This is a genomic window from Rossellomorea sp. ABR4_004 (assembly GCF_056159585.1).
In genome coordinates, this window is sequence record NZ_JBSWVM010000002.1 from 324101 (window position 1) to 346272 (window position 22172).

17 protein-coding genes and 1 riboswitch are annotated in these 22172 nt (G+C 45.2%); of the genes, 5 read left to right on the forward strand and 12 right to left on the reverse strand.

Annotated features, from left to right (window positions below):
* Positions 1–12 precede the first annotated feature (12 nt).
* On the reverse strand, positions 13–1398 hold the full coding sequence (gene pdxR / locus ACXAF2_RS14465; protein ID WP_475139653.1) for a MocR-like pyridoxine biosynthesis transcription factor PdxR: 1386 nt from the start codon (positions 1396–1398) through the stop codon (positions 13–15).
* Positions 1399–1516: 118 nt separating this feature from the next.
* Between pdxR and ACXAF2_RS14470 the strand changes: the two genes are divergently transcribed.
* Complete coding sequence (locus ACXAF2_RS14470; RefSeq protein ID WP_475139655.1) at positions 1517–2443, forward strand: DMT family transporter; 927 nt, start codon at positions 1517–1519, stop codon at positions 2441–2443.
* Between the two features lie 63 nt (positions 2444–2506).
* Positions 2507–3121: a LysE family translocator gene (locus ACXAF2_RS14475; protein WP_475139656.1), complete on the forward strand. Its 615-nt coding sequence runs from the start codon at positions 2507–2509 to the stop codon at positions 3119–3121.
* Between the two features lie 127 nt (positions 3122–3248).
* On the opposite strand, the gene ACXAF2_RS14480 is transcribed toward ACXAF2_RS14475, so the two are convergent.
* Positions 3249–4394, reverse strand: a complete 1146-nt coding sequence (locus ACXAF2_RS14480; RefSeq protein WP_475139657.1) for an N-acetylmuramoyl-L-alanine amidase family protein — start codon at positions 4392–4394, stop codon at positions 3249–3251.
* A 230-nt stretch (positions 4395–4624) separates the two neighbouring features.
* Entirely contained in the window at positions 4625–5506 is an 882-nt protein-coding gene (gene htpX, locus ACXAF2_RS14485; RefSeq protein WP_475139659.1) for a protease HtpX, read from the reverse strand.
* A gap of 157 nt (positions 5507–5663) precedes the next feature.
* Between htpX and ACXAF2_RS14490 the strand changes: the two genes are divergently transcribed.
* Positions 5664–6371: a DUF1836 domain-containing protein gene (locus ACXAF2_RS14490; protein WP_475139661.1), complete on the forward strand. Its 708-nt coding sequence runs from the start codon at positions 5664–5666 to the stop codon at positions 6369–6371.
* 91 nt (positions 6372–6462) lie between these two features.
* On the opposite strand, the gene ACXAF2_RS14495 is transcribed toward ACXAF2_RS14490, so the two are convergent.
* The 3 genes from ACXAF2_RS14495 to ACXAF2_RS14505 form a co-directional block, all read right to left on the reverse strand.
* Positions 6463–6714 carry a hypothetical protein gene (locus ACXAF2_RS14495; RefSeq protein WP_475139662.1) on the reverse strand — a complete coding sequence of 84 codons (252 nt, stop codon included), beginning with the start codon at positions 6712–6714 and terminating at the stop codon, positions 6463–6465.
* Complete coding sequence (locus tag ACXAF2_RS14500) at positions 6715–6873, reverse strand: hypothetical protein (protein WP_475139664.1); 159 nt, start codon at positions 6871–6873, stop codon at positions 6715–6717.
* Between the two features lie 171 nt (positions 6874–7044).
* Complete coding sequence (locus tag ACXAF2_RS14505) at positions 7045–10770, reverse strand: S8 family peptidase (protein WP_475139666.1); 3726 nt, start codon at positions 10768–10770, stop codon at positions 7045–7047.
* Between the two features lie 463 nt (positions 10771–11233).
* Between ACXAF2_RS14505 and ACXAF2_RS14510 the strand changes: the two genes are divergently transcribed.
* Entirely contained in the window at positions 11234–11893 is a 660-nt protein-coding gene (locus ACXAF2_RS14510; protein ID WP_475140407.1) for a GTP pyrophosphokinase, read from the forward strand.
* Between the two features lie 269 nt (positions 11894–12162).
* Here the strand turns inward: ACXAF2_RS14510 and lysA are convergent, their stop codons facing one another.
* Both lysA and ACXAF2_RS14520 read right to left on the reverse strand, forming a co-directional pair.
* On the reverse strand, positions 12163–13449 hold the full coding sequence (gene lysA, locus ACXAF2_RS14515; RefSeq protein WP_475139668.1) for a diaminopimelate decarboxylase: 1287 nt from the start codon (positions 13447–13449) through the stop codon (positions 12163–12165).
* A 115-nt stretch (positions 13450–13564) separates the two neighbouring features.
* Positions 13565–13741, reverse strand: a riboswitch (Lysine riboswitch).
* Positions 13742–14121: 380 nt separating this feature from the next.
* A complete protein-coding gene (locus ACXAF2_RS14520) occupies positions 14122–14712 on the reverse strand; it encodes a helix-turn-helix domain-containing protein (protein WP_475139670.1) in 591 nt (196 codons plus the stop codon).
* A gap of 92 nt (positions 14713–14804) precedes the next feature.
* Between ACXAF2_RS14520 and ACXAF2_RS14525 the strand changes: the two genes are divergently transcribed.
* Positions 14805–15764: a DMT family transporter gene (locus ACXAF2_RS14525; protein ID WP_475140408.1), complete on the forward strand. Its 960-nt coding sequence runs from the start codon at positions 14805–14807 to the stop codon at positions 15762–15764.
* A 35-nt stretch (positions 15765–15799) separates the two neighbouring features.
* On the opposite strand, the gene ACXAF2_RS14530 is transcribed toward ACXAF2_RS14525, so the two are convergent.
* The 4 genes from ACXAF2_RS14530 to ACXAF2_RS14545 all read right to left on the reverse strand — a co-directional run bounded on the left by ACXAF2_RS14530 (position 15800) and on the right by ACXAF2_RS14545 (position 22011).
* Positions 15800–16450 (reverse strand): 2OG-Fe(II) oxygenase, encoded by a 651-nt coding sequence (locus ACXAF2_RS14530; RefSeq protein WP_475140409.1) that lies wholly within the window; start codon positions 16448–16450, stop codon positions 15800–15802.
* A 353-nt stretch (positions 16451–16803) separates the two neighbouring features.
* Positions 16804–17943 (reverse strand): mannitol-1-phosphate 5-dehydrogenase, encoded by a 1140-nt coding sequence (locus ACXAF2_RS14535; RefSeq protein WP_475139671.1) that lies wholly within the window; start codon positions 17941–17943, stop codon positions 16804–16806.
* Between the two features lie 5 nt (positions 17944–17948).
* Complete coding sequence (locus ACXAF2_RS14540; protein WP_475139673.1) at positions 17949–20018, reverse strand: BglG family transcription antiterminator; 2070 nt, start codon at positions 20016–20018, stop codon at positions 17949–17951.
* Positions 20019–20103: 85 nt separating this feature from the next.
* On the reverse strand, positions 20104–22011 hold the full coding sequence (locus ACXAF2_RS14545) for a PTS mannitol transporter subunit IICBA (RefSeq protein ID WP_475139675.1): 1908 nt from the start codon (positions 22009–22011) through the stop codon (positions 20104–20106).
* Between the last annotated feature and the right edge of the window lie 161 nt (positions 22012–22172).

Sequence of the window (22172 nt, forward strand, 5' to 3'; positions counted from 1 at the left end):
GTCCCTACGTCTCTAAAACCAGGACTTAACCAGGATTTGTACAGCTTCTACCAGTTGTTTCTCTGTTAGACTCGCAAATCCCAATAGCACGGTGGCATGATTACTGCTTCCATAGACAGAGACTGGATAGACATTTACACCATAAGCCCTTGCTGTTTGAATGAGTTCCGTTTCCGTTAAGCCATTATGGGGACGAAGAAGGAGGTGAAGTCCGGAATCCTCTCCTATAATTTCAACCTGTTTAGGGAAAAAGGTGGATATGGCCGTGACGAGTGCATCTCTCTTTTTCTTATAGATCACCCTCATCTTTTGAATATGTTTTCCCCAGTGGCCCTTCTTCAAGAACGCAATGAGGATTTCCTGATCAATCCTTGAGACGGTCTGGGTATAAAAAAAGTACTCTCTTTTGTATTTCTCAATTAAAGGGAGGGGCAGAACCATATAACTTACTCGCAAGGAAGGCATTAACGCTTTCGAGAAGGTACTCATATAAATCACTTTTTGATGTGTATCAAGACCTTGCAAGGCAGGGATTGGTTTACCTGTGTAACGAAATTCACTGTCATAATCGTCTTCTACGATATATCGGTCTTCCTTTGCCTGAGCCCACTTCAATAACTGCATTCTTCTCGATATGGACAAAATGCTTCCGGATGGAAATTGGTGAGATGGAGTAAGAACGGCGACATTCGCTTTACTTTCCTCTAACCGGGACAGGATCATCCCCTCATGATCGAGAGGAATCATCTCCACCTGATTCACCCTCTTCTCAAAGGTAAAGAGCTGACGATGATAGCCCGGGTCCTCCACGGCATACGTACTTTCCTGAAGCAATTGAAACACAATTCTGAGTAACTGTTGCGTACCGGACCCAATGATGATTTGACTGGGTGAACACCGTACTCCCCTCGACTCGTACATATACTTTACGATTTCTTTACGAAGATCCCATTCTCCTTGAGGATGCCCCAGCATGAGAAATCCGTCATTATCCTCCCTCACCACTTCATTCGCCAGTTTCCGGTAAAGGGCAAATGGAAAGGAGTCAGAATCAACACCTGTATAAGCAAAATCGTAGTGATAGGGGATATTTCGATATGGTTTCTCCTCTACATAAGGCAGGCTTCCATCTACGTCATACTGACTTTGTTCCATTTCACAAACAAAGAAACCTTTTCGCGGAAGAGACTCTATATACCCTTCTGCGATAAGTTGCTCATAAGCCGTTTCTATAGTGCTCTGGCTAATTTGCAAGTGTTGAGCCAGCTTACGTTTAGATGGGAGCCTCGTCCCTTTTGAAAGTGTTCCTGAAGTAATTTCATGTTTAATCGATTCGTACAGTTGCACATATAAAGGTTCCTTTTTATTGATATCAAGCTTTGGGGTTAACTCCATCACTTCATCTGACCTCCTATAGTTTATTAAATCTGACTCTACTAACCATACCAGATTGATTTTATACTACTCCTATATTCATCAATATATCAACTCTAATTCAGCAAGGAGGAACATAAATATGAAATCAAAACGAACAATCGGATTAATCATGATAATAAGCGGGGCCACTCTTTGGGGCCTTTCAGGACCGATGCTTCAATGGCTTTTTCATTATTCAGGACTGACACCTGTCAACTTCCTGGTCATCCGGCTTTTATTAGCCGGCGCATTTATCTTAAGCTACCTCTACATCAAAAACAGAAACGTATTCACCATTTGGAAACATCCGAAAGATTGGCTGAACCTGATACTCTTTGGTGTACTCGGTATGCTCGGTGCTCAATTTGCTTTCATCGAAGCGCTCCATGTAAGTAACGCGGTGACAGCCATGCTGTTCCAGTTCTTTGGACCAGTTTTGATCACCATCTATGTCGCTTTCCAAAGTAAGAAGCTGCCGTCCATGATTCAATTCCTGGCTGTCCTGGCCGCGTTGATTGGACTTTTTTTTATGATGACAAACGGGTCGGTCGAAGAAGTTCTTTTATCCAGAGAAGCGATCGTCTTTGGAATCCTTACGATGCTGGGATTTTCATTCTATACCCTTCACCCCACATCGCTGATTAAAAAATGGGGGACCACCTACATCGTTGGATGGGGTATGTTAATTGGAGGATTAGTCCTGTTCCTCTCGAATGAAAGGTTGAGTATTGGCCAAATGACTGAGCTATTATCAATAAAGTCATTTATCATGATGGTCTCCATAATTACCATAGGAACTCTATCATTTCTACTGTATATCGGAAGCCTAAACTACCTGTCCCCTACCGAAACAAGTATACTCGCTAGCATCGAGCCCCTTGTCGCGGTCATTCTATCGATTACCTGGCTTAACGAATCATTCGGGGCCTATCAGTTATTGGGTGGAACACTCATTATCCTGTCAGTTATCTTTCTGTCGCTCCCTGCAAAGGAGGAAAAAACGTATGTACAAGAGAACATTGCATAGAGTGACAAAATATGAAAGAGAGATAGATTATGATGATGAATAAAAGAGAAGGATGTGAAGTCTATGCTGGCATTTATTCTGATTGTATTCATGATGTTTCTGATCCCGGGCCCCGCCGTTTTTATAACGATTTCCCAAACAATGAAAGGTGGAAAGAAAAGTGGACTCCTCACTGCCCTGGGAATCGCGGCTGGCGACTTGATTCATACCCTTGCAGCGGTGGTGGGACTATCCGCCATCTTGATGACATCGGCCCTTGCTTTCGAAATGGTGAAATACGTAGGTGCAGCTTATTTAATATATTTGGGCATTAAGACGTTCACCCATCATCCAAGTAAGGCAGTAAAGCCAATAGAGAAACGGCGGATGACCAACCTTTCCTTTCGCCAGGCATTGGTCATCGAACTGTTGAACCCAAAGACAGCCCTTTTCTTTCTGGCGTTTTTACCACAGTTTATACAAAGTGATGGCCTTCCTGTCAATATGCAATTATTGATTCTCGGATTGACCTTTGTCCTGATGAGCATCCTGTATACTTCTTCTCTCGTATTTCTATCCACAGCCATTGGAGAAGCATTCTTCCTCAATAGAAAATACAAAAAAAATTGGCTGGGGAAAGGAATCGGAATTGTGTACATAAGTCTCGGATTGAAACTGGCCTTCCAGTCACGGTCTTAGGGACAAGACAAAAAATATGCCTTATCCTTTACATGTTGATATTCTTCAACATGTAAGGATCAAGGCACACTTTTTCTGGATCGTTAATGGGACAGTGAACTTGTCCCCCGTCCAAATTGCTGACATGTTAATACGCTTTATAACGTCCGAATTCTCCGGTAATATAAGCTCTTCTGCCGTTGTAGATGACTTCCCAGTATCCCGATCCGCTATTTTTCCCTTTAAGGGAGCCTGTGACGGGAATCGTCCTGCCCTTTGCGATGGCACCCAAGTCCTTTGATATGAGACGGTCAGGGCGGTCCTGTATGATGGCGGCATTCGCCACCCCCACGATTGTGATTTCCCCGATGGCGACAGGTCCAGATGAAGGCGGCAGTGATCCCCCGGTAGATTGACCGATTCCTTCCACCTTCACAAACTTCTGGGCTGCTGTTACATAATACACATGTCCCCTTGAGTTTTTGACCTCATACATATAAGCACCTTCCACCTTAAGCTTCCGTATAATCTCTGGAAACCCATATCCGTACTTCAGAGTGCCTGCACGGTAGGTATCCCGGAAGGTCGGCTTACTGTAAAAGTCCAGGCCTTCAGCACCTCTATATATGCTCTCCACCCGTTTCCCGATAGCACCCTTGCTTGTCCCAGCTTCAGGAGGTATCATAACGTTTCCTGCAGCCACGTAAGGAACGCCGAAAAAATCACATATCCCACGAGCCTGCTCTCTTGCCGATTCCCTTTGAAATTTTTCATTGATCATGAGCAAGGCTTCTCTCTCATTGTCCATAAATCCGTTCTCCACAAGCACCCCAGGCCCATTGAACTCCCTTGTCATATGAAGATTCTGCTCGATGATCCCGCGATATACCTGCCCGGTACCCTGTTTCAAGTACTTCGCAATGCTTTCAGCGAGCCTTCTATCCTGTACATCATTGAAATATATATGAAGGGAATGCCCTTCAGCATCTTTTCCTGCACCATCGAACGTTCCATCAAAGGCATTAAAGTGGTTGGAAACCAAGGCGTTGGCCCTCAAAGAATTGGCTAAGTCTGTACGTGACTTTAATGGTGTATCCTCATCGGTCGGAGCGGTCAGTATAGTCCTGAATCCACACCTCTCTAACTCAACTTTCAAAAAGAAAGTCACTCTCTCATTAAATTCATTTTCACGGATCTGTCTGCCAAGCGACTGGATATAAGGTGTACGTTTCCCGGCTGTCCCGATCCCATGACCATCATCTAAAGCTATCAAATAATCACTAGCTTTCACCATTTAATCTATCACCCCTTCTACTAGTAAAATATTCACAGCTTGTCCAAATGGTCACGGCCGGACAAAAAAACATCAGCCCCTGTCCAGAGATGGAAATTTATAGATATTCACAGTGAACAGAATACGCACTCCCTACATTTCACACAACAAAAAAATGCCGACTCCACTAATGGAATCGACATTTTTTTCATTTATAACGAAACGGGACTTCTAAACTGTCCCAGTCCCACTTACTTCGCTTCTAACCGACTGATCCGATCATCCAGATCAGGGTGAGTCGAGAAGATGGCTGATTTTCGTCTGCCGTTGATTTTTAATGTGGAGATGGCTGTGTCATCTTCACCTTTCATACGACTTGAGTATGCTTTTAACATTTGCAGGGCGTGGACCATTTTATCCTTACCGGCAAGGTCCGCTCCACCACGGTCAGCGTGATACTCACGGTGACGGGAATAAGCGAAGACGACTAAACTTCCCAAGATAGAGAATACGATCTGGAATACAATCACAGCAATGAAATGCACGATTGGTGCCATCTCTTCCCTTGCAAATCGTGACGCAATCCATGCGGCGATTCGTGCCAGGAAGACAACAAATGTATTGACCACACCTTGCAGCAAGGTCATCGTCACCATATCCCCGTTCGCAACGTGGGCCACCTCATGGGCAATGACACCTTCAACCGCGTCATCATCCATCTCACGGAGTAATCCTGTCGAAACGGCAACCAGTGATCGTTTCTTCGAAGGACCCGTCGCGAAGGCATTCACTTCAGGAGAATGGTAGATTCCCACTTCAGGCATGTGAACTAAGCCAGCCGCTCTTGATAAACGATGAACTTTCTCTACAACTGCCCGTTCATCAGAAGATAAGGCTCCATTCGGATCCAACACTTGGACGCCCATCATTCTCTTCGCCATCCAACGTGACATGGCCAATGAAATGAATGATCCGGAAAAACCGATGATCGCACTGAATATCAATAATGCCCCGAAATCAATTCCGCCTGAGGCAGTGATGTAGCTCCCTGCTCCCGTAACGGAAAAAATGATACTAATCGTCAGTAATACTAAAACGTTTGTTAAAAGGAAATAAAATATACGTTTCCCCATCTTGTCTCCTCACTCCTATTTCAAGTTCATATGAACCTGTATCTGAATTTATTATACGTCCTTTTCAGGAAAAATACAAGTAAAAGGTGAAATTGACGAGACCCGACCGAACCAGTAGTATAAAAGAAGATATTGTAAAAGAGACGGGGTAATCACGATGAAAACGTTTATACTGACACGTAAAAATATGGCCGACCTGCTTCTTTCTCTGAGCGGCATAACCAGCAGATCCCCGATTGAGGTGCTTCAGGATTCGTGGACGGATTTACATAAAGAAAAAGACCTTCCTCCCATCATTCAAAAACTCCTAAAGCCGGCCAAGGGAGAAACCGGTTTTTCACTCAATGAGATCGTCTCCCTGGGTAATCTGATCGAATTCACCAACTTCCCCCAAAGCACTGTTCAGAACTGGGTGAAGCGGGATGTGAAAGGGTTGATCGGTTCCCCGCAGCTCGGCAAAAAATATACCATCGAACAAGCCGCCATGCTATTCATCGTCGAAGACCTCAAAGCTACCCTGGATTTTGAATCCATCCGGAAGATCTTGACCCTGGTGTTCAACAACATAGAAGACCGAACGGATGACATCGTCAATCCCACGGATCTTTATCTTGCCTATGCGACGGTCTTTGACCAGATCCACCATCAAACCCTTCCTTCCATAAAGAAGGTGGATGGTTCGGTTAACGAGCATATCGATGGATTCATCAAGGAAGAATGCAAGACCCTGTTATCGACCTTTGACGGGATCAAGGAAGAGAACCTCAACATTGTCCTGAATGTCCTGATCGTATCCGTACTGACAGTTCAGGCAGGATTTTATCAGGCTGCGACGAAGAAGTATGTACAGGATGCTCTATCTTAATATAATAGAGGGACGGACCTTCATTTTTGCAAATGAAGGTCCGTCCCTCTATTGAATCAGATAAAGATAGTTCACTCTTCAGCTAGGATTTCTACTTTGATCTCTTCCAGTAAATAAAAAACACATATAGCATTCCTAACAAAAGATATGTATTGAAAAAGGAAAACATCTGATTGATGAACCAAACTTCTATTCCATTCGTAATGATGAATAGGAATGACGTAACAATGAAGTAGATTGCCACGTAACTGATGACCCCTTTTACTCCTTGTCCAACTCTTTCCTGAATCCAGGCTCCAATCCAAATGGGCAGGAAGAAAATACTTTCTAATTCACTGTTCATTTATTGCTCCATCTTTTTGTACAGTATCATCACTCCGTAATCAAATATGGTCATTGAAAATTTAACATCGATTATTTCAATGGTCTGATCTTCTAAGAAGTCATTCACTTTTTTATTCAAACCTGATTCTGTCATGCTTCTAAAGGTACTTATTTTCAAAGTGACACCCCCTGTTACGAATTACATCAAGATCTATCATTATACTATACGTATATATACTCAAAAAGTTTCAATGACCTCACTGACGGTTGCTTTTTCATTGACTGTCCCTCTCCTATTGCAACATAAAAAAAGATGCCTCCACTATATCGAGGCATCTTTCCTTCTTAATTATCTCAATCCATAAGCCTTAATAATTTCTTGCGTGATCTTATTCCCCTCATCATCCCAAGCACTTGCTTTCAATGAAACATTCGTTGCCTTCTTAGGATTCTGAATGGTCACTTTAAACGTATCGCCATCCTGGTTCAGCTTTACTTTTTTCCATGACTTTCCTTCGTTGAAGGACACTTCTAAAGTTGCTCCTTCCACATTTCCGTATCCTACACCATTTTCCACCTTGCCGACGGATAACTCCAAGTTCGTCGGGCGATTGGCTAATGCATCCCCATTCACATCTGTATCCACTTTGTAATCCAGAGTCAGGAATGGCAGGTCATATTGCCATTCATCTGTTTCTTCTGTCCAGAATGTCCACTCCGAATGGGTCCGGGTGGATGTATTCCAGCGATTTTCATCACGTTTCGCATCTGTGACGAACCTGAATTGGGTGCGTTCCTTCGGTAAGATTCCGAAAGCATTCAGCGCCTGCCCTTTGCTTTCTTTCAGGAGCGTGTCCCCTTTGTATAATTGTGAGGTCTGGTTTTGAACAGATAAATTATAATCCGTACCACCAGTGTTCCCTTTACCTGCGTCAGCCCATGCAGGGACATTGATTTGGAGAGAATCCCCTTGTCTTCTAGGACCCCAGTAGCCTTGTCCAAGACTTGGTCGGACGACCGGTGAGAACCAGTTTTCTGTAATTTTTTGTCCTTTTGTATACGTAACGAGTGGTTGACGGATCTCCCACGTTGCATCAAGTACGTTTGCCTGGTGATACCAGCCTGTACCTTCTACAGCCGATACATATTCAGTACGGGCACTCGGCATTGAAAGCCTTTGAAGGAAACCTACCGCACCCATTGTATGTGGACGAAGGTCATAACGGAATTCTCCCCCATCGGTTTCTACATGTGAATTGTAGCGGGTATCGATTTTCGCTAAATCCTTGCCCTTTGGTGCATAAGTTAAGTCCTTAGGGATGGATCCTTCATGGACATCCATTAGGTCATACACGAATGGAGAATCTGTGTTTCCTTCCACCTTTAACTTTATATTCCCTGAACGGACCGCTTTTACAAGCTTATCCCCTTCTTTTTTACTGATGGCGGCAACAGCCAGTGGATTGTCCGTATATTCCGGAGTTCCTGCATATACGCTGAATTCTTTATCTTCGTTGTTCACAACAATCAGCAACTTTGCACCTGCAGCTGCAGCATTGGTCGCCTGCTGTGACACACTCAACTCTGCATTTCGATCGACTACGACAGCTTTTCCTTTCGCTTTCAGGCGATCAAAGTCAGTTGAGCTTCCTTTTCCAGCATAGACGGTGGACAGATTATATTTTCCATCCAATAAGGTGCTTCCTGCCAATGGGATATCATCCAATTCTTTTCCTTTAAAATCGATCGTCAGTAGTGGCTTTGTCAGGCGCCAGCGTGTCAGTTGCTCAAAATAGCCACTTTTCACTTCCTTGGTCGGTACGGCATATAGTTTATCGATCCACACCGGCATTAAGTATAAACTTGTCATTGGCATCTCACCAATGGTTTGGTGATACTCCATACGACGATAGTTCGCTTCTGCTTTCTTCGGTACCTCAACTTTGATTTCCTTCGCTTTTCGTGCATCAAGCTCGACGGTTTTAGGACCGTTCAGCTTCACTTCCGGATTTCCAACAAGGGCTACTCCGGCGTGATCCGTATCTACATCGACATCCATGAGTGACATAGCGGAATAAGTGCCTGGCGGCAGTCGAAGCTCGAGTGTTCCATCTACTCCAAATACTTCAGGCTGCATCTTTTCACTGAACAGCACGACATAAGCCTGTCCTTTCGATCCGTCACGATCGGTTGCATTCAATGTAAGAGGATATCTCTCCTCTTCCTTGACCATTGCCATCGTGGTGCGTACAAGTTCTGTTCCATCCTTTTTGGCTGTCAGGAATCCTTGGTAACGGGAGCCAGTTTCACCATGCGTTGAATCGAGTGTAACGTTTACGTCCACCGTTCCCCCTGCTGGAACCGTAACGGTTTGATCAGAGACTGTCAGCATACCGCTTGGTGCCTCTTCTCCCTCCGCATTTGCAAAAGTCGATTCGAGTTCAAGAGTGATCTCTTCCTCGCTATCATTTGTATAGGTCACTACCTTTTCTACTGGAGCTGCTTGATCATGAGGCCACTTAAAGAATCCGAATGAGACCGAACCTGTTGCCCTAACCTGTGAATCCAGGGCAGCAGCTACGTCCACCCGTCCTGTTCCTACATGATAAGGCTGGTAACCATCAAGCTTCTTTGTCGTATTCATCAGAGCTTGTTTTAATGTCTTTCCATCCCATTCAGGGTATTTTTCTGCTAATATGGCAGCTGCACCGGCAACATGTGGAGTCGCCATTGATGTACCATTTAAACTTTTGTAATCTCCGGTCCCACTGGAGTATTGAGAACGTGCCGCCACGATTCCCACACCTGGAGCTGAAAGATCCGGTTTAAGTCCCATATCCCCATAGCGCGGACCTTTGGAAGAGAAATACGCCAGTTCATCCTCTTTATCCACTGCTCCAACCGTCAAGGCTGAATCTGCTGTACCTGGTGAACCGATTGTACCTTCCCCGCCTCTGTTACCCGCAGCAATGACAAATAAGGTTCCATTCTCATCTGTCAATCGATTCACTGCTTCTGCCATTGGATCTGTTCCATCACTCGGCATATCGCTTCCAAGGCTCATATTGACGATTTTCGCATTTTCTGAAGCCCATTCCATTCCGTCGATAATCCAGGAATCCTGCCCAAATCCTTGATCACTTAAAACTTTCCCTACCAGTAAGCGGGCATCAGGTGCGACACCTTTATGTTTACCATCACCTGCACCTGTCCCAAGAACGGTAGAGGCAACATGGGTTCCGTGACCATTGACGTCCTTCACTTCTTCACCAGGTACGAAGCTTACAGCATCATCTATCTGCCCTGCTATATCCGGATGCTCCGAGTCGATTCCTGTATCAAGTACGGCAACCTTGACTCCCTCTCCTGTAAAACCTTGTTCCCAAGCGGAATCCGCTTCAATTTGCGGTACACTTTGATCAAGGGCTGCTTCTACACGGCCATCCAGCCAGATTTTATCTACGCCGTATTCAAATTGGGGTGTTTTTTCCGAATCTTTCTTTTCGCTTTGAACAGTGACGTCTTTCCAGAACGATTCTGCCTGCTTCTTCTCTGCAGAAAGGGCCGCTCCATTAATGCTTTCCAAGTCTCTCACTTTCTTCGATCCTTTTGGGGCGGGAGCTGCTGAGAAAGTCTTAGACTTGGTTTCTTTGTATTCTACGATGACAGGTACAGACGCTTGATTCTTGTCATCATACCTATACTCGATCAATTTTGTAATATTGAATAAGTCTTCATCCATTTTTCCAGCGGCCATAAAAGGCATGGCAGAGTTCGGGAATACGAAAGTTTCGTCTTTGATGGTCATGACCCGGACACCTTCGCCATTCTTATCAGCAGGCTCCACATTAATGATTTGTTTGCCATTTTGGAGGGTCGACACCTTTACCACATCACCAGTGATGAGGGTGATGGTATGTTCCCCTTTGATGGCTTCATTCTTATCAACATTAGACTCCTCGAGTTCCTTCCCATTGGAAGAGATACCGAGTGCATCCACCTGGAACATCGACCCTGAAATCATCGTCGCAGCAATTGAACCAACAAGAAGTGGTTTCACGTTAAGCTTTTTCATGAACATTCTCCTATTCTATTCATTTCGTCAGTTGATTGATTCTTATGAGTAGATTCTTGCTGAGGGAAAAATAAAGAAGGTATGTAGTCCTAAAAATATTTAAGTAGACTACCAGAGTTAAGATTCGTCAGTGTTCACCTCCTTATTTACAGAGTCTTATGCTAATACGGGGATGCAAGCTTGTTTCTCTAGGAGTCATTTTGTATGTCTGTGGTTAATTAAATTGTAAGTCTCAGCACAGCCATTTCTCAATTGGGGTTATTTTTCGGGAGTAGAGAACTAGTCTCCATGTGAACACTGGATTCTATTCAACTTATTTATGAAAATAGATACATATTTGTCACGTTTTCATACTAGATGTCGAGGGGTCAAATTGGGTATACTGGTACCATTACACTCTAAGGGAGCAGACAACGTGAATGAGATTAACCTGAAAGAACTGAGAACGAACCTGAATCGCTTCATGCTTTCCTATAAATTCGCCCTTGAAGAGGTCCGGACAAAGATCAATATCTTAAGGGAAGAATTCCAGGTCATCCATGAATACAATCCGATCGAACACATTTCGACCCGACTTAAGTCCCCCGAAAGTATCCTGAAGAAGATGTCCAAGAAGGACATGAAACCTTCCTTTGATCAGATGAAAGAACAAATCCGGGATATTGCAGGCGTACGCATCACCTGCTCGTTCATCGAGGATATCTATAAGGTGTCGGACTTGATTCAATCCCAGCATGACATCACGGTGGTAGAAGTGAAGGACTATATCAAGAATCCGAAGCCCAATGGGTATCAAAGCCTTCACCTCATCGTGCAGATTCCTATTTTTCTGACAGATCGCGTGGAAGTCGTGTATGTGGAGATCCAGATCCGCACAATCGCCATGGATTTCTGGGCAAGCCTCGAGCATAAAATTTACTACAAATATAACAAGCAGATCCCCGCCCATATCCAGGATGGGTTAAAGGAAGCCGCTACACAGGCGGCTTTACTTGACCGCAAGATGGAACAGCTCAATCATGAAATCAATATTTTAAAAGAAGAGGATGGAGAGGATTCGAGTATGATGACGCCGAATGAGGTTCATCAACTTCTGATGCAGCTCTCAAAAGAGGAGGATTGACGATACAAAGAAGGCTGCATGCTTCAATAGCTTCTGTGTGATTCGAACCTGGATCTTCTGACCGGGACAGAGGACCTATCCTTGTATCCCGCGAGGTAAGTTCATCCATTACTTATAAAACTTTTGGAAGAGAATATATGAATAGCAATCAAAAGAAGGCTGTGTCTTATTAGACGCAGCCTTCTCTTGATATACAGATGTTGTTAAGTTATGGACTTTCAGGGCAGGAACTAGTACCCATACCATTGCAGAAAGGGAGAACTACCCCTTTATCGATCATTGCGAACTAAATCTGCATACGATTCACGTTCGATCACGACCCGTGATTCCCCATCATGTACAAACACAACGGCCGGGCGGGGGATCCGGTTATAATTACTCGCCATCGAATACCCGTAGGCTCCTGTACTGAAGACAGCAAGTATATCACCGTAATTCGTCGGAGGAAGCATCAGATCCCAGATCAGCATATCACCGGATTCGCAGCATTTCCCTGCGATGCTCACAAGCTCAGTGCACTCCTCTTGTGGGCGGTTGGCCAGGACCGCATGGTATTTTGCCTGATACAAAGCCGGACGGATATTATCTGTCATCCCTCCGTCAATCGCGACATACGTACGCACATCAGGAATGATTTTCTTTGATCCCACTTTGTACAGCGTCGTCCCCGCTTCTGCCACCATGCTTCGGCCCGGCTCCACCCATACTTCAGGGAGCGGATATTCATTCTTTTCAAAATAGGTCTTCACACTATCGGTAATAGATTTCACATAAGTTGGTATCGGCAGGGGCTGGTCTTCTTCTGTGTACCGGACACCGAATCCTCCGCCAATATTCAGCACCGGCATCGTCACATCAAACTCGATTCGGATTTTTTGCAGGAAATCAGCCAGTACTTGAATCGCCTGATCAAACCCTTCCCGTTCAAAAATCTGGGATCCGATATGGGAATGGAGACCAAGCATTGAGAAGTATGGCTTGCGGATAGCCAGTTGAATCGCCGTACTTGCCTGCCCGTTAGATATGCTGAATCCGAATTTCGAATCCTCCTGTCCCGTCGTGATGTACTCATGTGTGTGTGCTTCCACACCTGGCGTGACCCTGATCAGGATCTGAACCTTTTGCTCACGCTCCTTGGCCAGGTCATGCAGCAGTTCAAGCTCCAGAAAACTATCGACGACAAAGCAGCCGATTTCAGCCTCAAGTGCCATGAGGAGCTCTTCTTCCGACTTATTGTTCCCATGAAAATGAATACGCTCCGCTGGAAATCCTGCCTCAAGGGCCGTATACAATTCCCCTCCAGACACAACATCCAGGGAAAGCTCCTCCTGCTCTGCCAGGCGTACCATCTCTTTACATAGGAACGCTTTACTCGCATATGCCACCTGGAACTGCAATCCGCTCTCTTTGAAAGCATTCCGGAAAAGTTGGGCATTTTCACGGATCATCCCTTCATCGTAGACCATTAAAGGCGTCCCATAGGTCTCCACCAACTCACCCGTGCTCATTCCCCCGATTTCAAGATCTCCACGAACATTCACATCAACTGTACTCATATCCTATACTCCTTTTGACTCTCTCTAAAAAAACACAAAAAAACCGCATGAAGCGATGCTCATACGGTTTATCATCAAAAGTTTTGGAAACATGATGAAGACTATGTATTAACATCTCTTCAATAGTGCTCCACAACTTCTTCATTGTGACAGTCCAGCATTTCTTCAATGCTGGCCCAACAAAAAATAGAATTGGCTATTTTCTGCTTCGGCGATCTGCCTTTCCCTTCTTTTCTCAGAATCCATTATTCTCAAAGAAGGTACTCATCATACTCGCGCCTCTATTATCAGAGAGTGATTTATTATTTTATTGGAATTACTATATCATTCTCTTGAAATAGTTGTCAATTGGTTTTTCGGTTAAGTTTGTGAAAAGAGGGAGGTGTGCATTGTAGAGTGTTTTTCCATTTATTTCAAAAATTCGCATAACCTTTGGAGATCGACGCAATAATCTTCGAATCGAAGCAATTATACTTAATAATGACGCAATCACCTCGAAAAATGACGCAATCATGTCCGATTTCGACGCAATTAAGTAAATCGGATGTAGTCAACATGCAAGAAGTCTGAATAAAAAAAGGTACCAAAGCCAAAAAAGAACGAATTAACCATTTTCAACATCCATCGTTAGGCTATTTACAAAAAAAAGAAGCTTATCCTCATCGATAAGCTTCAATCTGTCCGTCCCGTGTATATCATCACAAAATGCAGGACTGCTTCCGTTGATTCCATATTGATGTAGCTGTGACCTTTATCACCATGGAACTTGATCGAGTCATACTGACCTAGCTCGAATTCGTCATCCTGCACCTTCACCCGCACTCTTCCTTCCATGACGGTGACAAATTCAATCACCCCGGGCTGGTGGGCATCGGCACTGTACTCACTGTCAGGTTTCAGGAAGGCCCTGTGGGTTTCCAATGAGCCATAGCCAGAGGAAGTAAACATCGGTTCCAAGGTCAAGGACTCATTGGCACTGATCACTTTGCTCCCTTCATTTCTCCGGGAAATCTGGACTTCCTGTTTTTCCACGAGGAGAGCGGATATCGGGATAGCTAAACCATTCGCTATTTTCCAGATGATCGTCAAAGACGGATTCGCCTCTCCCCTTTCAATCTTGCCCAAAGTCAATGTACTGACATCGGTCAATGCGGCGAGCTCCTGCAGATTGAGCCCGCGCTCATGTCGTATACGTCTCAGTGTCATCCCGACGTGTTGTGCCAATTTTTCCGGATCCTGCCAAGTCAAACCGTCATTGTTCATATTCCTACCTCTTTCTATAGACAACATATGTAAGTATATTATAATATATATAAAATAAACTATAGTATATGAATCAGAAAGGAGTGTTCATCATCAAAGAGCTTGCTCTCGGTGTCATTTCATCTATGTTCTTTGCCGTCACCTTTATTCTGAACCGTTCAATGGAGCTAGCGGGTGGAAGCTGGATGTGGAGTTCATCCTTGCGATTCCTGTTCATGCTCCCTTTCCTATTCCTTATTGTAGGTTTAAGGAAGAATGTAAATCAAGTATGGATTGAAATAAGGAAGCGACCATTTGAGTGGCTGACATGGAGTTTTGTCGGGTTTGTGCTCTTTTATGGCCCTATCACCTATGCGGCTGCGTACGGACCGGGCTGGCTCGTGGCGGGCACGTGGCAGTTTACCATCGTCGCGGGCATCTTGCTTGCTCCCCTGTTTTATACTTCGGGACCGGTGAAGCGCAGGCAATCCATTCAAAAAAGAGCACTGGCAATCTCCTCTATCATTTTAGTGGGAGTCCTTTTCATCCAGCAGGAAAATGCCGGTGGATTGTCACCTTCAGAAATGGTGGTAGGTGTCTTACCTGTAATCATCGCAGCCTTTGCTTATCCACTTGGGAACCGGAAGATGATGGAGGTGTGCGGCGGAAAGCTTGATACCTTCCAACGTGTACTGGGGATGACGATTGCAAGCACTCCCTTCTGGGTCATCCTTTCGTGCTATGCGTATTTCAAGGTGGGGGCACCCAGCACGTCGCAAATGACACAATCTTTTATTGTCGCCATCTGCTCAGGAGTGATTGCGACATCCCTTTTCTTCATTGCGACAAATCAGTCCCGCCATCATCCTGGCAAGCTTGCGGCGGTGGAAGCGACCCAATCCACTCAGATCCTGTTTGTCATCATGGGAGAAGCGGCGATCCTGTCCGTTCCATTCCCATCAGGATCCGCCCTGATCGGCATCCTTCTGATCATCACGGGCATGATCACCCACACGCTGAACGTGAAAAAAATGAACTCCCGAATCATCAAACCCATTAAATCAGCAAGCTAAAAAAAGAGGGGCATCGGGGATGCTCCTCTTTTCCTTTATTTAAATATCTTTCTTCTCATCCACTGAGTCGCAGCCCATTTGTCTCCGATGACAACGGGTGCCCCGCCATGAAGGGTCAAGTCGTTCAGCTCCTGATTATCATAGAAATATTCGAAGTAGACCGCCATCCCCTTTTGCGGAGAAACAGAGAAATTCAATTTCGGAAAGTACGTTTCTCCGCCTTCCTCTACGTCATTCAAGTACATGACAAGGGTGCTGATTCTCGGATTCTTCACCGGCCGCGATGACGCCGAGAAGAAATCGAAGTGTGCCTTGTATTCCTGACCCGGTTTATAGTTAAGGATTTGAAGACCTTCCCCGTGCTCCACAGGTATATTCATAATTTGAGAGACTCTCTTTTCCACTCTAGTCACAACGTCATGTTCGCCTTCTTGAAGGAATACGCTGCTGCTCGTTCTAAGTTCATCGACAGTACGGGTATTCCCTATCTTCGAACGCTGCACACGATCCTTTGAAAGCTGGATGAGTTCATCACATTCTTCATGACTCAACACATTGCCAAGAACGACGATCAGTGGCTCCTCCATTTTCGCGATAATCTGAATATCCCGGTCTTCTGTCTTGATCTTATTTCCTGTATGGTGAAAAATCGTTTGTTCCTTTACAGCTATTTCATTAGTATCCATTGTCAACTTTCATCAACCTCTTATCGTATTTTTAACATTCTGAATTTTTATGTTAGTGGAAGCATTCTTATATTCTTCCAATCTGGAAAAACGATCGCAACAATAGGCATAACTGTAGATTGTATTTGGCTGTTTCCTCCTGCATGTGTATTTTCATATATTTTACACCCGGTATGAGGGGAAATCTATCTTTTTTTTGATAAAAAATAAGGGAGATGATGGGAGTGAGGTTGATTGAAGGATTGGCGTGGTTGCGGGGGCGTCACAGAAAAGACACGGATCGATTATATGCGCATTTATGCGTCAAACTCAGAAAAAAGACTGCCGAATCGATTTCGACAGCCCCATACATTTTATTTCTTCAACCCTTCATACTGCACCAATACTTCCTTCGTAATCTCACTATCTTCATCCAGTCCGCTCACTTCTTTCAACACATGAGCCGGACCGTGCTCTTTGATCATATCTTGAATTTCCATCGCTTGTTCATCCTCGGGATTGTCAAACAATAGCGCTGCGGCAATCGCCTTGGCTAGATAAGAATAAGGGAGCCCCGCTTTTTGAGCTTCTGTTGTAGGACGGATCAAACGGTCATCAGGACCAAGCTTGCGGATCGGTGCGCGTCCCACACGGGTCACATCATCATTCAGATAGGCATTTTTGAAGCGCTCTATGTTCTTTTCAATATAAGCAAGATGCTCGCTTTCATCAAGTCCGTATTGTTTTACTAGATAAGCACCGGTTTCTTTCAATGTCTCCTTGACCTGATCGGCAATGGCATCATCGGCCAATGTTTGATCAATCGTTGATTTTCCTTTCAGGTAACCAAGGTAAGCAATGACTGCATGCCCTGTATTAACCGTGAACAGTTTACGCTCGATGAATGGTGCGAGGTCGTCTACAATCGTCATTCCTTCGACCGGTGGAATTGTTTCCGTAGTTTCGACAACCCACTCATAATATGGTTCAACGAGAACATCCAATGAGCCTTGATCCTGCATCGGCACAATGCGGTCGACGGCTGAATTGAAGAAATAGACTTTGCCTTCAAGCTTTGCTACCGTTACTTCATCAAGATTTTCTAAAATATGTTTTTTCAAAATATCCGTAGCACCGATCTGATTTTCACACGCGATCACATATAACGGCTCATCTGTAGACGCCATACGCTTAGCAATGCCTTTTGCAATCAGGGGTGCGATTCTCGGAAGGATATTCGGCCCGATCGCCGTCGTCAGGTAGGTGGACTGGCCGATCGTGTCGATCACTTCCCCTTCTTGATGAAGGTTATTGAGTCCGGACACATTCTCGATCGTTTCCGTTTCCATCGTTTCCGTTGCAAGCTTCACCTGGTAGCGACCTTCTTCATTCAGCTTGTTGATCACCTGCTCGGCGATGTCCACAAAGGTCACGTGGTAACCTGATTGGGAAAACAATGCTCCGATAAACCCTCTGCCTATGTTTCCTGCTCCAAAATGTACGGTTTGTTTCAACGTCATCATTCCTTTATCAAATTAGTTTGTAAGTAGTCCAGAAATATATCTTCTAATTTCTTCAGGATGATCGCTTCGTTCGTGGACGAATAAATCATCATGCTTATCTGATCTTCGATTAAGCTTGTACTGATCAGGCTGAGGATTTCCTGTTCCCGCCTGCTCAACTCTTCAGGGGCAAGCATGAGGAGGAGACTTTTCATCTCCATTTCCACGCCGTCCATTCCCTTGATCATGCACGGTTCATCCAGATGGGCTACCTGGAAGATCAGCTTCTTCACGTTATGGTCCCGGCAATGGAAGAGACCCATATTCGTTTTTGGGATCCCGAGTCCTCCTTTTTTCTCCCTTTCCATCAGCTGATGCACGACTACATGCGGCTGATGAAGAAGTTCGTCCCGTTCCGCTTGTTCCACCATTTCATTCAGGATACTGAGATGACTTCCCGCCGACTGCTTCCGGTACACCCGGAAATTGGAGAGTATGGCTTCCATGCTGGAATGGACATCCTTAATTTCTTTAAGGAGCATCCTGACTTCCGTTTTCTCGCCTGATCGCGGCGCTGCCTTCAAGTATTTCTTTCTGGTCAGCTTTTCTACGTTTTTCTGCAGATAGCTTTGGATGAAGCCGATGTCCTTTTCGCTCAATAACGGGCTTACCAAAATATACTCCACTTCCGTAAAGGGAAGCCTGACCGTGGAAATGACGATATCATAGTCATCAAGGTTCGCCGTCTGAAAATCCTTGATCGACAGGATTTCCACCTTATTGATCATCGTCAACTCCCGCTGAATACGGCTGGCGAGCATCTTGGACGTGCCGATCCCCGTCGGACAGACAACAACGGCATGAATACTGACCTTCTCTTCATTCATCAGCATGGCCGATCCGAAATGCAGGACGATGAACGCCACCTCATCATCGGGAAAAGCGATATCCTTGAATTCCGTTTCAAGGCTCTTTTTCACCGCTAAAAATAACACGGGATACTTCTTCTTGATTTCATCCGTCAATGGATTAAAAAGATCCAGCTCCTGCTGCAGGCGGAAGATGGACGGTCCCATATGGGCAAGCAGGCCCTGGAAAAGGGAAAAGTCATCAGACAGATCCACATGGAGGTCTGCCGATACATCCTTGATGACATTCTTGATAAGATGCCCGAGGAGGATGCTGTCATAGTAAACGACGTCGGGATCCTGAACTTTGGATCCTTTTAAAATAACCGATAAAAATTGAACATCCCGATCCGTCATCGGAACTGAAAGTGTTTCTTTCAGTTCCCTGCCTATCGTGTCCATCAGCTGATACTCAGTAGAATCATGATCTTCCGCTTGCTCATATTCCTGTAAATGGAAGCCCTTTTCTATTCGCTGGATCGTCAGGCAAGTATACACAACGAGACCGATATAATCACTGTCCGTCAAGGTGATCAGCCCCTCTGCCAAGTGGTGGTTCACCACCCCGTCGACAGCGAGTAAATAGCCTGGTTGGAAATACCCCAGCACCGGCTCATCCAGGTGATTTCCCTGTTGCATCCCGTACAGGGTCTCAATGATGTCTTCATAAAAATAGACAAGGAAGAAACTTGCCAGTGCATGACGTTTGTCGGCTTCATCTGCGAAAAGCTCCACCCCCACCCCTCGTTTCCTTGTCAGGGTGATGCCGTATTTTTGCAGCCAATCGGCGAGCTCATCGAGATACGAAGTAAGGGTCGTGACGCTGATCCCCAACTGCTGTGCAAGTACCTGTTTTTTAAAGGAAGGCCCTTCATGTAGAAGGATGATCAGTAAATTCAGCTTTCGCTCTTCTGGTGTTTCATCGGTCGGATTCACTTCCGCTAGATTCTGGATCAAGCGATAGATGTGTTCATTCTTCCCGTCGATGAACAGACCTTCATTGGCCGTCCGCTTCAGCTCTAAATGATATTGTTTTAATATGCTTTCGATGGATTTCAGGTTGCGCTGAACGGTTCTCCCGCTCACATTCAGAAATGCTGAAAGAGAGTACACGGTATGTTTCCCCGATGTTTTTACGATCAATTCGATGATGGATTTTTCCCTTGATGTAATAAACATGCTTTCCCCTCTTTCCCTGAATTAGCTTTTATCGATACAAATGAGAACAGAAAGGCAGGGACCCCGCCTTTCTGAATGAATTTTTCTAGTTGCTGTTAATGATGTCTTTCAGTTCTTTGGCTGACTTGGCCTGAACCATCTTGTCGACGTTTTCCTGCTCGGAGCAGACAACCGCGATGCCTGATAGGATTTCCAGATGTGTGCCGTCCTTACCTGCGATACCGAATATCATCTTTGCCTGCTCACCGTTGAAGTCGACGCCGTTCGGAACTTGAACGACCGTAAATCCGGACTTGATGACGGCTTTCTTCGCATCTTCCGTACCGTGTGGAATGGCTACATTATTACCCATATACGTAGATGTGATTCCTTCTCTGTCAATCATAGCATCTACATAGCTCTCTTCCACGTATCCTGCTTTGACGAGGGCTTCACCTGCGAACCGGATCGCTTCTTCTTTTGTGGCAAATTCCTGATTCATGAAGATGTTTTCTTCAAGGAGAAGGTCATCATCGTGGTCTGCATTCGGTTCAGCTTTTACAGCTTCTTCCTCTGCATCCTCCACCACCTCTGCCTGCTCACCTGTGATCCCGTCCTGAAGACTAGCAATCAGCTTGTCGTACTCAGGACTGGATAGGAAATTATCCACGGAAATGTGATAGGCGTTCGGAAGCTTATTTTTCGCCCGAGGTGTCAGTTCTTCCTGTGTGATGACGACTTGAGCGTCTGATGGAAGGTTACTGATGGACGTGTTCGTCACGCTGACATCCAGACTTGCCGCCTTCACTTTCTTACGAAGCAATGAAGCCCCCATGGCACTTGAGCCCATGCCTGCATCACAGGCAAAGACAATCTTGTTGACTTCTTTAGGCATTGTTCCTTGGCTCACTTGGCCTGCTACAGAACTCTTCTTCCCTTTCATTTCCTGCATTTTCTTCGTTGCGCCTTCGATGTCTTCATCTGCGGTCTTGCTTGATTTCAAGACGATGGCAGACACGATGAAGGAAACCGCTGCTGCCACAAAGACGGCTGCAAAGTTTGCGAGATACGCCATTCCTTCTGGAGGAGTAACCGCGGTAATCGCAAGGATACTGCCAGGTGATGCCGGGGATACCAATCCTCCACCTAATAAAACAAGGGTGAACACTCCGCTCATCCCCCCAAGGATGACAGAAACGAACAGCATCGGTTTCATTAATACGTACGGGAAGTAAATCTCATGAATCCCACCGAAAAAGTGAATGATTCCTGCTCCAGATGCCGATTGCTTTGCTGTTCCTTTTCCAAAGAACATGAACGCCAACAGAATTCCAAGACCCGGTCCCGGATTTGCTTCTAATAGGAACAGGATCGATTTACCACCCTGTTGAACTTGCTCCAACCCGATCGGTGATAGTACACCGTGGTTGATGGCATTATTTAAGAATAGAATTTTTGCAGGTTCGATCAAGATACTTGTCAATGGCAGTAATCCTGCAGCTACCAGCCAATCAACACCTGCAACCAGTAGATTCGTGAATGCATCCACCGCAGGTCCTACACCAAGGAATGCCAGAATGGCAAGGATTCCGCCAAGAATACCTGCGGAGAAGTTATTGACGAGCATTTCAAATCCAGCTCTGATTTTCCCTTCGATCATCTGGTCAAACTTCTTGATGACGTACGCACCCAATGGCCCCATGACCATGGCACCCAGAAACATCGGTGTATCCGGTGCACCGACAATGACACCCATTGTCGCGATTGCACCCACGACCCCACCGCGCTGGTCGTGTACGAGCTTACCTCCTGTATACCCGATTAAGAGCGGTAACAGGTACGTAACCATCGGCCCTACCAGTTTGGCAAGGCTTTCATTTGGAAAGAACCCAGTTGGTATGAACAACGCTGTAATTAAACCCCAAGCGATAAATGCGCCAATATTCGGCAGAACCATTGAACTGAGGAAGTTACCAAACTTTTGTACCGCGACTTTCATATTTGATTGAGCCACTTCTCTCATCCTTTCATGATTGAATAATAATTTCTCTTATATTCATCATAGGCTCCCGATGGTGACGGTTTCAACAACGATGAAAACTAACTTTGTCACCCTTGTCACGACAAACCTATTGTTTCTCTGGCGGGGGAAGTTATTCTCACTTAAGAGGGACG